This is a genomic window from Exiguobacterium sp. UBA7533 (genome assembly GCF_002479335.1).
In the GTDB taxonomy this organism is placed as follows: Bacteria; Bacillota; Bacilli; order Exiguobacteriales; family Exiguobacteriaceae; genus Exiguobacterium_A.
The window spans coordinates 138215-153574 of record NZ_DLMP01000014.1; the positions used below are offsets into that span (position 1 = coordinate 138215).

Consider the following 15360-nt stretch of genomic DNA (forward strand, 5'->3'; position numbering starts at 1 on the left):
CGGAATCTCTCCGTCTTTTTTTACGGATTTAACTCAAGCGATGAGCGACTTCATCAAGTGTTGGCAAGGCAGCCATTGCACCTTTGACGGAAGCAGCAAGCCCACCTGAAATCGCTGCGAATCGTCCGATATCATGAAGTTCATCTGCTGACCAAGCGAATGAAAAATCACGTAACGCACATTGATAGAGTAACCCGGACATGAAAGCATCCCCAGCTCCTGTCGTATCAATCGCGTCGACCGTAATCGCATCGATGACAGCCATCGCGTGATCCGTATACAGAATCGACCCTTCACTTCCACGCGTGATAGCGAGAAGACGGATCGGGTATTCAGCTAACAATTCGGCAGCCCCGTCATCAAGGTCTGTTTGTCCTGTTAAAAACGTTAACTCTTCCTCGGCAAGTTTGACGATTTGTGCATCCGGTAGGACGGACCGGATCGTCGTCCGTGCTTCATCGAGATTTGGCCATAACGATTCACGCAAGTTCGGATCATACGAGACAGGCACTTGGTGTTCTTTCGCACGAGCGATAGCTGTTCGTGTAGCGTTTACGGCTTCACCAGTGATCAAAGAGATAGAGCCGATGTGTAATAAATCGACAGACTCGAAGTCCTCTGGTACATGTGTTTCGTGAAAATGCATATCAGCGCGTTCCGCATTGATGAACTCAAATGACCGCTCGCCATCCTGCCCATTCGTGACGAGGACAAGACCTGTCTTTTGTGTTGAATCATGGATGAGGTAATCCGTGCGGACGCCATAGTGATGTAACGTATCTTTCAAGAAGTGGCCCATCGAATCATCTCCGACCGCTCCAAGAAAATAACTGTCTGCGCCTAATCGAGCGAGTCCGACGGAGACATTGGCAGGAGCACCCCCAGGATTTTTTTGAAATGTCATGTTTTCGGCATCAAGAGGAATCAAATCAATCAGTGCTTCCCCTAAACTAAAGATTTTCATACGTAGAACTCCTTTCAAGGTCGGGACGAATCCGTTCAATGTGTAAAGCCATATAACCAATTTCTGATTCAGGGACACGCGTATCGAGTTCGACTGCCAGCCAGTCTCCCATCTGATTCGCACAGGCGTAGGCGTCTGCATAACGGGTTTTGACAGCTGATAGAATTACGTCATCCATGTCGTGTAACGTTTCTCCCTGTTCGATCCGAGCGAGGACCAATTTCATATGCGTGAAGAAACGATAGTACGTCATCGACGATGTCTCGATCGTTTTTCCAAAAAAGACTTCAATCTGTTCACGCAGTTCATTGAGTAACGTGACCGTCTGCAAAGCAGTTGCCATGTTCGGATGAGTCTGGCGTGCATTATATAAGTGAAGCGCGATGTTCGCTGCTTCTTCTTTAGGGAGGGTGACCTGTAACGCGCGTTCGATTTCAAGGACTGCCCATTCTCCGATCGCATACTCTGGTCCATATAAAAGACGAATCTCTTCTGCTAGTCGATTATGCACGACGAGTTGTTCACGTGCTAGCCGTACGGCATGAGCGAGGTGATCCGTCAGACTGACATGAATATAGTCATGAAACGGCGTCTGAAGTTCACCTTCTGCATGCGAGATGATGCGTTCGGATAAGTCGATGATCTCAAGTGGTGTCGTCGTCAGAATCTCTTTGAACTGTTCCGCATTTTCAAACGAAGGGATGAACATTTTTTCGATCTTCGTCGCTTGGATCGGATCTTTTTTCTTTTTTCCAAAGGCGATACCGGGTCCCATGATGATGCGTTCTTGTCCATTTTCTTTAACGACAACTGCATTGTTGTTGAGGATTTTATGAATAATCAGCCTGACGTCCTCCTTTCCAGTCTTTTCTTTATTATAAAGCGAACGTAGAGCTTTGCGAACCGACAAATGCGACCACCGAGTCAGTGGACCCGGTTTGGTCGCATGAAGGATTAAGCAGCAATGTCTGTTTCTTTTTGTTTACGTGCATCAAGACGCATCAAGACGACAGTCGAAACAAAAGCAGTGACGACCGCAATCGCGAATCCAACGAGGTAGTTGATCAAATTCGTTGCACCGAGCGGGGCGACGATCGCGATCATCGGGATTCCAGTTAGTCCGTAGGCGTTCGCCGCGACTTGCGTCAAGACGACATAACCGCCACCAATCGCACCACCGATTGCACCACCGATGAATGGTTTTCCAAGACGTAAGTTGACGCCGTAGATGACAGGTTCCGTGATACCGAGAAAGGCTGAGAACGCAGACGGTAGGGCAAGTGCTTTGAGTTTGACGTTCTTTGTCAAGAAGTAGACGGCAAGTCCGGCACCGCCTTGAGCGACGTTCGCCATCGACCAGATCGGTAAAAGGAAGTTCTTTCCGATACTTTTATCGGCAAGTAACCCTGCTTCGATTGCATGGAAACTGTGATGCATCCCAGTGATGACAATCGTCGAGTAAAGTCCACCAAAGAGGAGACCAGCGACGACTGAGAACTGTTCGTAGAAGAAGACGAGTACGAATGAGATTCCTTTCCCGAGCAACGTTCCGATTGGACCGATGACGATCAACGCTAGGAAACCAGTGACGAGGACCGTAACGAATGGTGTAACGAGTAAGTCGAGCGTTTCAGGTGTTCGTTTCCGGACTTGTTGTTCAATCTTTGCCATGACCCAGACAGTTAAGAGAACCGGGAAGACCGTTCCTTGGTATCCGATTAACTCGATGTTCATTCCGAGGAATTTCATGACTTCAGGATCACTGTTCCCAAGTGTCCATGGATTCAAGAGGGACGGGTGTGTCATGATTCCCCCGATGACGGCACCGAGATACGGATTTGCACCGAATTCACGAGCTGCCGAGAAACCGATCAGAATCGGTAAGATGATGAAGGCTGAAGACGAGAACATATCAAGTAGTTGAACAATCGGCGAATCGCCCTCGACCCAACCGAATGCTTTGATCATACCGAGTAATCCCATCAAGAGACCAGCTGCGACAATGGCCGGAATGAGTGGAACGAAGACGTTCGAAAGGGAACGGGCAAGACGGGCGAACGGATTTAATTTTTGAGATGCAGCCTTTTTAACGTCGAGTGGCTCTTCTCCATCGACCTTCACACCAGCGAGTGGTGCAAACGCAGCGAATACCTTATTAACGGTACCGGTCCCGAAGATGATTTGATATTGACCAGAGCTCGAGAAGGCACCACTTACACCATCCAAATCTTCAAGTGCCGCTTGATCTACCTTTGATTCGTCATGTAAAACAAGGCGTAAGCGTGTCGCACAGTGAGCGGCAGTAATGATGTTCTCGCGTCCACCGACAAGTTCAAGTACACGTTTAGCAGTTTGTTGATAGTCCATCGGAAAAGTCCTCCTTTTTTCGTGAAACACGCTAGATGAGACAAAAAAAGGCAAGACCGAACGACACCTCTCCTAAGAAGGTGTCATTTCGGTCTTGCCAGCCATACTGTCACAATCCGCACTATTGATTTGATTTCATCATAAAGCAGAAAAGAAAGCGTTGTCAACAATCAATTTTCATTTTTTTGAATCCGAATATCAACCTCAACCCCGTAGTGATCGGAAACGACGGGTCCGTGAATCCCATCAAACACGACACCGACGCGTTCAACGTCAATTTTCCGATTCGATAAGACGAGATCAATCCGCAATCCTTGTTGATTGTCTTCCCATCCATCGATGTTGCCATTGATCGTCTCAATTCCGACCGTTTCCTTAGCTAGTAGGAAGACGTCGTGCAATCCTCGTTGCATCATATAGTCATACCCTGTATTTCGTTCTAAGGCATCATTATTGAAGTCACCGAGGAAAAACGTCCATTCGAGTGGATCCATCCGAGCTATCAAGTGGTTGAATTGTTCCTGGAACGGTTCGACTTCATCTGCCCACCAGCCTAGATGACAGGTATTGAACGTAATCGGTGTACCGTCGACTTGGATCGTCGCGCGGACGATTTTTCGCGATTTCCAATCGAATGTATCCTGACTACGGCTGACATAATAACTGTCCGATTTTAAGATTGGATGTTTCGTCAAAAGAGCGAGTCCTTCTTCATACTTATCATAGCCGATATGAGCAAAATCCCAGACGAGGGAGTAGGTTTGACCTTGTTCCTTTAAGGCTTGCTGAATTAAATAAGCAAAATTATCATTACGCACCTCATCATGGACGATCGGTGTATCCATTAATTGACTGACTTCTTGCAGTGCGATGACATCATAATCTTGAGCGAGAATTTGTTGAACGATCTGCTTTAATTTTTCGAGTGGCTGTTCTTCCTGCCATGAATGACAGTTTAGTGTGAGTAGACGCATGAGTGGTCCTCCTGATTTTTCAAATAAGAAAGGTGAAACTCTTATGAAAGAGCTTCACCTTTAGGTAGTTCCCTAATCTCGCAGGTTTATGCGCCGATCCGGTCTTGGATATCTGATTTTAAGATATCGGCTTTTGGACCGTAGATGGCTTGCACGCCATTGTTCTTAAGGATCAGACCAAGTGCACCGTTTGCTTTCCAGTCTGTTTCTTTTGCAACAAGCGCTGGATCTTTGACAGTGACACGAAGACGCGTCATACAGGCATCGACGTCCTCGATGTTTTGCTGTCCACCCAGCAAATCGATGATTTGTGAAGCTTGCGAACCGTCGGCAGGAGCGGATGTCGCAGCAGCCTCACCTGAAGCTTCAGTAGTCGATACGTTGATATCGTCCAGATAGTTCCCGTTACGACCTGGTGTCGCATAGTTGAACTTCTTGATGACGAAACGGAACGTGAAGAAGTTCAAGAAGAAGAAGAACACACACACACCGATGAAGCGAATTAAATCACCAATCAAACCAGCTTTTGCAATCAATGGAATCCGCGTCAAGAGTTCGATCGCACCGAATGCGTGAATCCGAAGATGCATGACATCTGCTAGTGCGAAGGCAACACCTGTTAGTACAGCATAGATGACGTAAAGAACAGGAGCGATGAACATGAACATGAACTCGATTGGCTCTGTGACACCTGTCAAGAAGACAGCGAGTCCAGCAGATAAGAAGACCGGTTTGTATGCTTTTTTCTTATCTTCATCGACTGACATGTACATTGCGACAGCAATACCGATCAATGAAGCAAGTGATGTGACGACTTGTCCTTCTTTAAAACGAGCAGGAACGACACTGTTGATTAAGTCATTGTATCCTTGTGTGTTACCGGCTTGCTTTAAGTTGACAAGGTCAGTGATCCAAGCGAGCCAAAGCGGATCTTGACCAGCAACCGTCGATCCTTGAGCAGCACCTGTCAAGATTTTGTACGTTCCACCTAATTCCGTGTAGTTCATCGGTACAGTCAACATATGGTGCAGACCGAACGGAAGTAATAGACGTTCCAGTGTACCGTATACGAACGGTGCAATGATCGGTGCAGAATCACGTGAAGAGGCAATCCAACGCCCGAAGTCATTCAACAATCCTTGGACGAACGGCCAAACGAGTGACAATGCGAATGCTGCAACAACCGATCCACCGATGACGACGAATGGAACAAAACGTTTTCCGTTAAAGAAGGCGAGCGCATCTGGCAATTTACTGAAGTTATAAAATTTATTAAAGAGAACGGCACCAAGGAAACCAGAAATGATTCCGACGAAGACCCCCATGTTAAGCGCAGGTGCCCCTAAAACTGAAGTGAAATAATCTTTTACGATGAGCTCAGAACCAAGCAATGAATCGACTGTTGCTTTTGGGTCCGCGATCATGTCAGCATTGACGCCAAAGATAGCGCCTGTGACACGGTTGATCAAAATGAAGGCGAGTAACGCTGCGAACGCACCACCAGCACGTTCTTTTGCCCACGACCCACCAATCGCGACGGCGAATAAGACGTGAAGGTTCGTAATGATGGCCCAACCTAAATCTTCAACGATTCGAGCAATCGTTTGCATTAACGCGATATCGCCTCCATACATGCCGATCAGTTTCCCGACCGAGATCATGATTCCTGCAGCAGGCATAACAGCGATGACGACCATCAACGCTTTCCCGAGTTTTTGCCAAAAATCGAACGAAATAGCATTTTTCAAGATCATTCACTCCTTTTTATCTCTTTTTCTCTAATATGTGTGTAAGAACAGTGCAATAATGTAAGCGATTAATGCAACCGTTTGCATATAGAATTGTAAGCGATAACTTTTTAAAAAGCTAGTGTTTTATAAGAAAAACATTCGGAAATTTATTTCAGTGGAAAAATGACAGTTCGGAAAGGTATTCAAATTTAAAAAAAGAGAAAAAGGCTACAGTGAACATTGTTTGGTTTCAAAAAAGAAAAGATGTTGGGCGGATGAAAGAAGGGATTCAACCGATCAGGCAGTACGGTCAGCGGATTCGTACATTACGAGAACGTCATCAGTTAGATCAGCATACATTAGCTGAATTGACTAAAATGACACTTGAGATGATTCAATGTATCGAAAATAGCATTATGGATCCGTCTTTTTCAATGATTGAGCGGCTGGTCCGTGCTTTGCAGATTCCTGCGGATCATTTGTTACGGCATATTTATATTTGGTCATCTGAAGTCATCTGTCAGCACGATCGTACGACCTTGATCGACATCCCGTCGAGTTAATGGGTATGAAAAAGAGGAACGGTGGAAAAGTCCACTGTTCCTCTTTTGAGCGTTTAACGATTATCGACAGTCTCAGGATAGAGATCGTGATTGAATAGACGATGTTCTGCCATTCGTTCATATTTTGTACCAGGTTTTCCGTAGTTGTAGTACGGGTCAATCGAAATTCCCCCACGTGGCGTAAATTTTCCCCACACTTCGAGGTAGCGCGGTTCCATCAATTTCACGAGATCTTTCCCGATGACGTTGATGCAGTTCTCGTGGAAATCACCGTGATTACGGAAGCTGAATAGATACAATTTAAGTGATTTCGATTCGACGAGTTTTTCATCCGGGATATACGAAATGTAGATCGTCGCGAAGTCCGGTTGATTCGTAATCGGGCAAAGGCTCGTAAATTCTGGTGCATTGAATTTTACGAAGTAATCATTTTCCGGATGGCGGTTCGGAAACGCTTCGAGTACTTCTGGTTGATATTCGAAAATGTATGGAACGGCTTTTTGGCCGAGTAACGATAAGTCGTTTAGATCTTCAGGGCGCATGAATCATTTCTCCTTAGACGCCACGATCGTTCGCGAAAACGAGGGCGTGTAGTTGTGGTAGGACACGTGCGTGATTAAAACGTTCATCACGAGCAACGCGTTCCCAAAGTGTTTTTAAATCGTGTAGCATCCGTGGGGCGATCGTACCTTCTTCGTGCGGATCCGGATTTCCGAGTGATAGATAGAGCGTTTTTAAGGCATATCGCTCTGAAATCATCGCCGCGAAATCAAGATCTGCTTCATCAAAAATGACGATTTTAACGGCACGCTGTTGTTCTGGTAGACGCTTGAAAAAAACATCCAAACGATCAAAATCGATGTTCATGCCACTTGAAGGCGGTTTAGGACTGAGTGTGACGTCATCGATATCAAGTAACCAATTTTGCCAGTAAGAACCTTGTGTCTCAACCGACATCGTGATGTTTCGTTCTTTTAATGCCTCAACCAGCGTACCAATCGAAGCATGAAGTAACGGGTTCCCACCAGAAATCGTGACATGTCCGTAAGAGCCGAGTGCATCGAGGCGTTCCATGATCGTCTCTGCCGTCAAGAGTTCAGGTTTTTCAGAACCATCCCATGTGAAGGCGGAGTCACACCATGAACAGGAATAGTCGCAGCCACCGGTTCGGACGAACATCGTCTTTTGACCGATTGATCTTCCTTCCCCTTGGAACGTTGGTCCGAAAATCTCGAGAACCGGAATTTTTGGCGTTTTCGTTAAGGCACTCATGCTTCGTTCATCCACTCACGACGGACTTCAGCAAAAGCAGTCGGCGTCTCATAAAGTTTGACGAATTCGACACGAAGTCCACGTTCGTCTGGAAGGTGTTGTCCGAGCGTCTCAAAAATCCACGCCGCCATGTTTTCAGCTGTCGTATTCATGTATGGTAATGATTCATTTAAATAACGGTGATCGAGAAGTGGTTCGAGATGTGTTTTAAAGATTTTCTTAAGATCACCAAAATCAAGTGTCATACCGCGGTGATCAAGAAAACCACTGATGCCCATATCGACATGGTACGTATGACCATGAAGCGCACGGCATTTCCCATCGTAATCATATAGGTGGTGCGCTGCGTCAAACGTCAGTTTTTTGACGATCATGACGCGAGATTTCGTATAGATAAGCGAGTCGCCAGTCGGGCGCTCGACCGTTTCAGGTGCTTCGTAATTGAATGTCATGTGTGTTGAACCTCCTTGATGTATGCATCTAATCCATTTTTTCGTAATTCACAGGCCGGGCATTCGCCGCAACCATCTCCAATGACGCCGTTGTAACACGTCAACGTGCGATTTCGAACGAAATCAAACGCACCGAGCGAGTCGGCAAGCGCCCACGTTTCTTTTTTGTCGAGCCACATGAGTGGCGTGTGCAGTACGAATGGATAGTCCATTGCAAGGTTCAATGTCACATTCAGTGACTTGATGAAGGCATCACGGCAGTCTGGGTAACCAGAAAAGTCCGTTTCACATACGCCAGTGACGATATGACGGATTCCGCGTCCTTTCGCGAGGACGGCTGCGAACGAAAGAAACAGGTGGTTCCGTCCATCTACAAAAGTAGAAGGTAGACCATCTTCGTTCGTCGTGATGGTTTGGCTGTGGTCAGTCAAGGCGTTACTCGTTAGTTGACTGAGAAGAGAGAGATCAAGCTCATGGTGTTTGACACCGAGCTCAGAGGCGATGTCGCGTGCGACTTCGAGTTCTTGTGCATGACGTTGTCCGTAATTAAACGTCACGACTTCGACTTCTTCATACTGTTTCAGTGCCTGAAACAGACAAGTCGTTGAGTCTTGGCCGCCGCTAAAGACGACAAGAGCACGTTCGTTTTTCATAATGTACACTTCCATTCCTAGTTTTTATAACGGAGGAGGTTACGAACTCCGGAGACGTAGTCTCAACTATTCACACTAGCAGAAGCCATCAAAAAAGTCGACGTTTTCTAATGAAGGCCAAAAAAGAGATGCTGATTGTCGCTCGGACGATCGGCATCTCTTAATAGGAAATTACAGCGGATAGTGGTAATAGCGTTCTTTGACGAGCAGGTCACGGATGTTCGAGTCTTCCGAGATGACTTTCATCAAACCACCTGTTTGAGAAGCGTGTGCTTCGAGTGCCTTGATCTTTTGATCCGTATAGGCACTGACATCGTGAATGAATGTTCCTTCTCCAAGCTCTTCTTTCGTATTGTTCGCAAAAGCGACCGCAAGGAACTCAGGGCGATCGGCAGGATCCATCATCCGAAGGGCACGAACGACGGCGCGAGCTGTCGCTTCGTGATCGGGATGGACCGCGTAACCCGGATAAAATGAAATCAAGCGAGTCGGACGCGTCTGTTGAATCAACGTAAGGATACGGTCAGCAAGTGCCGCTTCATCCTCGAATTCAACGGTCTTATCGCGAAGTCCCCACATTTGGAGATCCGAAATCTTCATTTTTTCAGCTGCATCGATCAACTCACGTTTGCGAATCGTTGCGAGCTGTTCCCGGTTCGTAAAGACAGGGCGTCCCATGTTACGGCCCATCTCACCGAGCGTCAAACAAGCATATGTGACAGGACCACGATTTTCTGCGTGCTCGATGATCGTACCAGCAGAACTGAAGGCTTCGTCATCCGGGTGAGGGAAGACGACGAGTAAATGATCTTCGTGTGTCATGCGTCTACCTCCTCTGCACCTTGAGCAAATGGTGTCGGGCTAAGTTCAAAAGCAATCGCAAGACGTCCTTCGACATCGTGACCGGCAATCAACAATTGATCCCCAGCAAATTCGAAATCAGTTAATCCCTCACCGTATAACCAGCCGTGTGCAAGTTTCAAACCGATCCGGTAAGGACCGTTTCCTGTGATCAAACCACGTTCGTAAGTGATTTCCGCATTACGGAAAAACATCCCTGCGCTATGGAAGGTCGGATCTTGGTGCGTCGCGTAGGCACCGTTCGTCGTCTCAACGTGTACGTATAACGGTGTATTCGCATGTTCGTCGATATAACGCTGTATCTCTTGTAAATCAATGGCTTGCATAAATCATTCTCCTCTCCTATACAGAAAGAAGTCCGCGGATATCGCGGACTTCTTAAGCGGATCAAGACTGGACTGTACGATGTGCAGCGTGATCAGTTGGTCCGACGTATTCATTCAAACGGAATGAATGACGAATCGCAGAAGTGATAAAAGATTTTGCTGTACGGACAGCAGCTTCTACCGATGCACCTTTTGCGAGTTCGGCCGTGATTGCTGCAGAGTACGTGCAGCCGGCACCGTGCGTGTACGGTGTCTCGATTCGTTCGTCCTCAATCAGGATAAACTCTTTTCCGTCATAAAGCACGTCAACTGCTTGTGGATGGTCAATCTTACTGCCACCTTTAACAAGAACGTATTGCGCACCTTTTTCATGAATCCGCGCTGCTGCAAGTTTCATTTCGTCTATCGTTGCTGGCGTTTTACCAAGACCCGATAATTGACCTGCTTCAAAGACGTTCGGTGTGACGACTGTCGCAAGTGGTGTCAAGACATCACGAAGTGCGTTCGCTGTATCAGGGTTTAGCACCTCATCCTCGCCTTTACAGACCATAACAGGATCGATGACGACGTTTTGGACGCCGGATGATTTGATTTTTTCGGCAACGGCTTCAATGATTTCGACAGTCGGGAGCATTCCCGTCTTCATCGCATCAACACCAATACCTCCAAGGACCGTGTGGATTTGTGTCCGGACGAGTTCTGTGTCGATTGGGTAAACCGCATGATGCCAAGAGTGATCAGGATCTTGAGCGACGATGACCGTCAAGGCATTCATTCCGTAGACGCCAAGTTCTTGGAACGTCTTTAAATCAGCTTGAATGCCAGCTCCACCACTCGTGTCGGAACCAGCAATCGTTAAGGCTTTACGTTTTGTCATGGGGCATTCCTCCTAAAGAAATAGACAATCCTTCTTGTTCTTCATGATAGCGAATTATGGGAAAAACAACAACTGTCGACGCTTCTAGCGTAGACAAAACCCCACCTATCTTGAATAGGCGGGGTGCGTACTTATTTAATGAATAAGAAGTCGAGAATATAGTAGATCATAGCAGCTAAAGCCATTGAAATCGGCAATGTGATGACCCATGTGATAAGCATGCGTTGCGCTGTTCCCCACTTGACACCTTTCTTACGGTGCGATGTACCTACACCTAAGATGGCAGATGAGATGACGTGTGTCGTCGAAACAGGAAGATGAATCGCCGTTGCACCAAAAATGATTGCTGCTGATGTTAAGTCAGCTGCTACACCATTGACTGGACGGATTTTCATAATTTGACCACCGACGGTTTTGATGATGCGCCATCCACCGACAGATGTTCCGAGACCCATTGCGATCGCACAGGAAAGTTTAACCCAAGTGGCAACTTCGTGATCCGTTTGGAAACCAGACGAAATCAAAGCGAGTGTGATGATCCCCATCGCTTTTTGCGCATCATTCGTACCGTGTGTGTACGATTGTAATGCAGCAGTTGCGATTTGGACGTGGCGGAAGCGACGATTCGTTTTCGCCAAATTTCCTTTTTTGAAGATGATTTTAAAGACTGCATATACGATGAAACCGAGTGTAAAGGCGAGTACTGGTGAAATCAGCAAAGCTTCAACGATTTTCAAGAACCCTTTTGCTTCGATGCCACCAAATCCAACAGAGGCAACAGCTGCACCAGCAATCGAACCAATCAGTGTATGCGACGAACTTGACGGAATACCAAAGTACCAAGTCAAGAGATTCCAAGCAATGGCTGAAATCAAGGCAGCGATGACGACATAGCTCCCGTGTTCAAGTGTTGACGGGTCAACGATGTCACCAGAGATCGTTTTTGCGACTCCAGTGAATGTGATTGCACCTAGGAAGTTCATCGATGCAGCCAAAATGATGGCATGGCGTGGTTTCAAAGCGCGAGTCGATACAGCAGTCGCGATTGAGTTCGCTGTATCGTGGAAACCGTTGATGAAGTCGAAGCTAAGTGCGAGAATCACGATTATGGCGGTGATGATAAACAGGCTATCCATCTCGTTAGCTCCTCACTTAAGCGTTTTTCATGATGATCGTTTCAATGACGTTAGCTGCGTCTTGGCAGTAGTCCGCGATTGATTCGAGCGATTCATAGATTTCTTTGTATTGAATGATTTTAATTGGATCTGTTTCTGTTGCGAACAATGCTTTGATTGATTTACGGCGTAAGTTGTCACAAATCGTCTCTTGTTCTTTGATTTTAATGACGTGTTCACGCATCGGTTGCAATTTACGTGCAACAAGAAGATCCATTGACGTTGCGAGTTCTGAAACAGCGATGTTGATTTCATCAACGAACTTAATCATGTGCTCGTCTGCTTGAACGATATTGTAGATTTCGAAAATAGCAGAACATTCTTCAAAGCCATCTAAGACGTCATCGAGTGCGTTAGCGAGTGCGAGTAAGTCTTCGCGATCGATTGGCGTGATGAACGCGTTGTTCAAGTCGATGATCAACTGATGCATCAAATCGTCCCCAGCTGTTTCGAAGTCTTTTACTTTATGTGCAAATTCTTTTACATCCGCGATGCCGTTGATTTTAAAGTCAACGAAGAATTGCGAAGTCGTTTTTAAGTGTCCTGCGATTTCTGATAATTTAACTGCGAATGGATCTTGTTTTTTACTAAACATTTCTTCTGCCTCCATATTAAGAACAAGAATAGAATAGTGAAGCAACTTCACGAGTTCGATTGTAGCAGACGGTATTGTAAAAGAATACATTTATGAAGCGTCTTTACGAAATCTTAATAAATCTTAATATGAAGGTGATTGTAGATTTAATAAATTATCTGACAATAGGAGATTACATGTGTACTTAATTGAAATAGGTTGGATTGCGTTGTGATTACAAGCGAATGTCTTGTGATTGTAAGAATAAAAGCGCATCAGAAGTGGGAAAAGAGGATATGGCGTATGAAAATCGAATGATATGATTAAGTCTGCGTAATTAGGTAAAAGAGGAGGATTTTATTATGCTCGTTCAAAGTTTATGTATCCCGAAGCACCAATGTGTCACGATTTCCGAAACAGCGACGATCCGTGAAGCGCTTGACACGCTTGAAAAAACCGGATACCGATGTGTCCCGGTTCTTAGTCAGACAGGACAGGATTTCAAGGGGAATATCTATAAGATGCACATTTATCGTCATGGGATGAATGGTGGCAGTTTAGACGACAATGTCATGTCGCTGATTAAGAATACATCCAAATACATCTATACAGGAAGTAATTTCTTTGAAGTCTTCTTCTCAATTAAGGAATTACCGTATATTGCGGTCTTAAATGACGACGGTCATTTCTTCGGTATCTTACCGCACGGGAAGATGCTTGGAATGCTTGAGGAAGCGTGGAATCGTGATTCGGGAAGTTACGTCTTAACGGTAGCCTTAAGTGAACAAAAAGGGGCGCTCGAGAAAATTTCGAAGATCGTTAACAAATATTCAACGGTGGCGAGTCTGATGACTCTCGATGCAAAGAGTAGTGTCATGCGTCGCGTATTAATTACGTTACCAACGGATTGTGACGAGAAGACGAAGAAAAAAATCGTGAAGAAACTTGACGACAAGGGTCTTCGTGTCGTCGCTGTTGAAGATTTAGCTGTTCGTGTATAATGGACCCGCATAAGACCAGTCATGACTGGTCTTTTTTTGAGGGAAAGGAAGGATAGACGATGAAACTATTAGTAGTAGGAGCAGGTGCGATGAGTGAGGCGCTCGTTCAAGGGTGGGTCGCTTCTGGATTTAAGCGTGAGGACATTACGATGACGAATCGCAGTGGTGGAGCACGCTTGACGGAAGTCGCGGCGCGACACGGCATTCAAACAGTCGAGCAAGAAGATGTCTCCTTATATGATGTCGTCATGCTTGGCATGCAACCCGATGGTGTACTTGCCTACGTAGCAAACCAACAATGGACGCATCAAACGATCGTTTCGATTGCGGCTCACATTACACCGGACGAAATCGAACGGTTAACAGAACGTCCGACAGTTGCTGTCATGCCGAATACACCCGTTGCCCATCGATTAGGAATGACTGGACTATGGTTCGGCTCACGCGTGAACGAAGAGATCCGAAGTGTAGTCGAGGCATTATTTGAACGTGTCGGAGAAATCGCGGAGGCAAATGAAACAACGATGCCAGCGTTCATGGCGGCAGCTGGATGTAGTCCAGCATTCTTCTATGAAATCGTAGCTGGTATGGTACCAGTTTTGACGGATGCCGGTTTTGAAGAGGGAAATGCACGTCGAATCGTTGCTCAAGCGATGAAAGGTTCAGCTGAAATTCTCATGCGTTCTAATGAGAGCACAGATCGTCTCATTGCTGACGTTGCAGCACCTGGTGGACCGACGGATCGTGGTGTCCAAGTGTTACGGGAGCGTCACCTGTTCGAAACGATGCAAGCGGCGCTACGAGAGAGTGCACGTGAAGCAAACGAATAATCCACTTCAGAACGCTTACGTATAATAAAATGCGTAAGCGTTTTTTTGTTCACGAAAGTTTCACGTGAAACATAAGCAAAGCGATTGCATCTCGAAATGAGAATCCGTACACTATAAAAAGAAACCGTCCAGACGGTACAGTAAAATAGATAGGAAAAGGGGGAGGCTTTTGGCTAGTGCAAAAGCACAAGAGACACGTCGCCGGATTCTTGAAGCAACGACAGCGATCATATTGCAACAAGGCTTTACTCAGCTAACGCTCGATGAAGTCGCGAAACAGGCAAATGTCTCGAAAGGTGGACTATTGTATCATTTTGCTTCGAAAGAAGCGTTGCTGATGGGAGTCATCGAAGCGCAAGAAGCACGTCAATTTGAACTGTACGAACAGCATCAGTTGACGATGGGACCGATGGAAGCGTTCGTGACGTTGCAAATCCAGCAGCAAGAGGAATTCCATCTCGATATGGATGCGCTTCTTTACTTATTGTCCTTGTTAAAGGATCACGCGACGTTCGTCGAGGAACGAAAGCGACAAGTTGAGCATTTCTTCCGCCAACTGACAGAACAGATGGATCCGGTTGAGGTGTTATCGATTCGTTTTACATTAGACGGTTTGAAACTGTCGGAGCATTTTCAGTTTGGTGCACCTTCTCCGACTATCCGACAACAATTGATTCAGCAATTAATAGAACGTGCACGACAATTAGACAAGCAAATTGAAGAGTGAAGGAGAACCATACG

General features: G+C 46.1%; 18 protein-coding genes. 4 read left to right on the forward strand and 14 right to left on the reverse strand.

Annotated elements, in window-relative coordinates:
- Positions 1–28: 28 nt before the first annotated feature.
- The 5 genes from B2U10_RS13670 to B2U10_RS13690 all read right to left on the reverse strand — a co-directional run bounded on the left by B2U10_RS13670 (position 29) and on the right by B2U10_RS13690 (position 6002).
- Positions 29–964: a carbohydrate kinase family protein gene (locus tag B2U10_RS13670; RefSeq protein ID WP_056064831.1), complete on the reverse strand. Its 936-nt coding sequence runs from the start codon at positions 962–964 to the stop codon at positions 29–31.
- Positions 951–1808, reverse strand: a complete 858-nt coding sequence (locus tag B2U10_RS13675; RefSeq protein WP_290788445.1) for a PRD domain-containing protein — start codon at positions 1806–1808, stop codon at positions 951–953. The genes B2U10_RS13670 and B2U10_RS13675 overlap by 14 nt, the downstream gene beginning before the upstream one ends.
- A gap of 110 nt (positions 1809–1918) precedes the next feature.
- Entirely contained in the window at positions 1919–3331 is a 1413-nt protein-coding gene (locus B2U10_RS13680) for a sucrose-specific PTS transporter subunit IIBC (protein WP_035411994.1), read from the reverse strand.
- A 170-nt stretch (positions 3332–3501) separates the two neighbouring features.
- Positions 3502–4305, reverse strand: coding sequence for an endonuclease/exonuclease/phosphatase family protein (locus tag B2U10_RS13685; protein WP_290788293.1), 804 nt, complete (start codon positions 4303–4305; stop codon positions 3502–3504).
- 86 nt (positions 4306–4391) lie between these two features.
- Positions 4392–6002, reverse strand: coding sequence for a PTS transporter subunit IIBC (locus B2U10_RS13690; protein ID WP_414655332.1), 1611 nt, complete (start codon positions 6000–6002; stop codon positions 4392–4394).
- A gap of 308 nt (positions 6003–6310) precedes the next feature.
- On the opposite strand from B2U10_RS13690, the gene B2U10_RS13695 reads away from it, so the two are divergent.
- Positions 6311–6598 (forward strand): helix-turn-helix domain-containing protein, encoded by a 288-nt coding sequence (locus B2U10_RS13695; RefSeq protein ID WP_290788299.1) that lies wholly within the window; start codon positions 6311–6313, stop codon positions 6596–6598.
- A gap of 53 nt (positions 6599–6651) precedes the next feature.
- On the opposite strand, the gene queF is transcribed toward B2U10_RS13695, so the two are convergent.
- The 9 genes from queF to B2U10_RS13740 form a co-directional block, all read right to left on the reverse strand.
- On the reverse strand, positions 6652–7140 hold the full coding sequence (gene queF / locus B2U10_RS13700) for a preQ(1) synthase (protein WP_035412002.1): 489 nt from the start codon (positions 7138–7140) through the stop codon (positions 6652–6654).
- A gap of 13 nt (positions 7141–7153) precedes the next feature.
- The gene (gene queE, locus B2U10_RS13705) at positions 7154–7870 is read right to left on the reverse strand and encodes a 7-carboxy-7-deazaguanine synthase QueE (protein WP_035412005.1); all 717 of its coding nucleotides are present in this window, start codon (positions 7868–7870) and stop codon (positions 7154–7156) included.
- A complete protein-coding gene (gene queD / locus B2U10_RS13710; protein ID WP_023469724.1) occupies positions 7867–8322 on the reverse strand; it encodes a 6-carboxytetrahydropterin synthase QueD in 456 nt (151 codons plus the stop codon). The genes queE and queD overlap by 4 nt, the downstream gene beginning before the upstream one ends.
- Positions 8319–8975: a 7-cyano-7-deazaguanine synthase QueC gene (queC, locus tag B2U10_RS13715; RefSeq protein ID WP_023469723.1), complete on the reverse strand. Its 657-nt coding sequence runs from the start codon at positions 8973–8975 to the stop codon at positions 8319–8321. The genes queD and queC overlap by 4 nt, the downstream gene beginning before the upstream one ends.
- A 171-nt stretch (positions 8976–9146) precedes the next feature.
- On the reverse strand, positions 9147–9797 hold the full coding sequence (bshB2, locus tag B2U10_RS13720; RefSeq protein WP_214856686.1) for a bacillithiol biosynthesis deacetylase BshB2: 651 nt from the start codon (positions 9795–9797) through the stop codon (positions 9147–9149).
- Complete coding sequence (locus B2U10_RS13725) at positions 9794–10162, reverse strand: YojF family protein (protein ID WP_035412012.1); 369 nt, start codon at positions 10160–10162, stop codon at positions 9794–9796. Before B2U10_RS13725 ends, bshB2 begins: the two co-directional genes overlap by 4 nt.
- Positions 10163–10223: 61 nt before the next feature.
- The gene (pdxK, locus tag B2U10_RS13730; RefSeq protein WP_023469720.1) at positions 10224–11039 is read right to left on the reverse strand and encodes a pyridoxine/pyridoxal/pyridoxamine kinase; all 816 of its coding nucleotides are present in this window, start codon (positions 11037–11039) and stop codon (positions 10224–10226) included.
- Between the two features lie 131 nt (positions 11040–11170).
- Complete coding sequence (locus B2U10_RS13735) at positions 11171–12175, reverse strand: inorganic phosphate transporter (RefSeq protein ID WP_035412015.1); 1005 nt, start codon at positions 12173–12175, stop codon at positions 11171–11173.
- 16 nt (positions 12176–12191) lie between these two features.
- Positions 12192–12809 (reverse strand): DUF47 domain-containing protein, encoded by a 618-nt coding sequence (locus B2U10_RS13740; protein ID WP_035412018.1) that lies wholly within the window; start codon positions 12807–12809, stop codon positions 12192–12194.
- A 341-nt stretch (positions 12810–13150) separates the two neighbouring features.
- On the opposite strand from B2U10_RS13740, the gene cbpA reads away from it, so the two are divergent.
- From cbpA to B2U10_RS13755, 3 genes are all read left to right on the forward strand, one after another.
- Entirely contained in the window at positions 13151–13789 is a 639-nt protein-coding gene (cbpA, locus tag B2U10_RS13745; protein ID WP_035412021.1) for a cyclic di-AMP binding protein CbpA, read from the forward strand.
- A gap of 59 nt (positions 13790–13848) precedes the next feature.
- Positions 13849–14619, forward strand: coding sequence for a pyrroline-5-carboxylate reductase family protein (locus B2U10_RS13750; protein ID WP_035412024.1), 771 nt, complete (start codon positions 13849–13851; stop codon positions 14617–14619).
- 169 nt (positions 14620–14788) lie between these two features.
- Positions 14789–15346 (forward strand): TetR/AcrR family transcriptional regulator, encoded by a 558-nt coding sequence (locus B2U10_RS13755; protein WP_290788302.1) that lies wholly within the window; start codon positions 14789–14791, stop codon positions 15344–15346.
- Positions 15347–15360 lie beyond the last annotated feature (14 nt).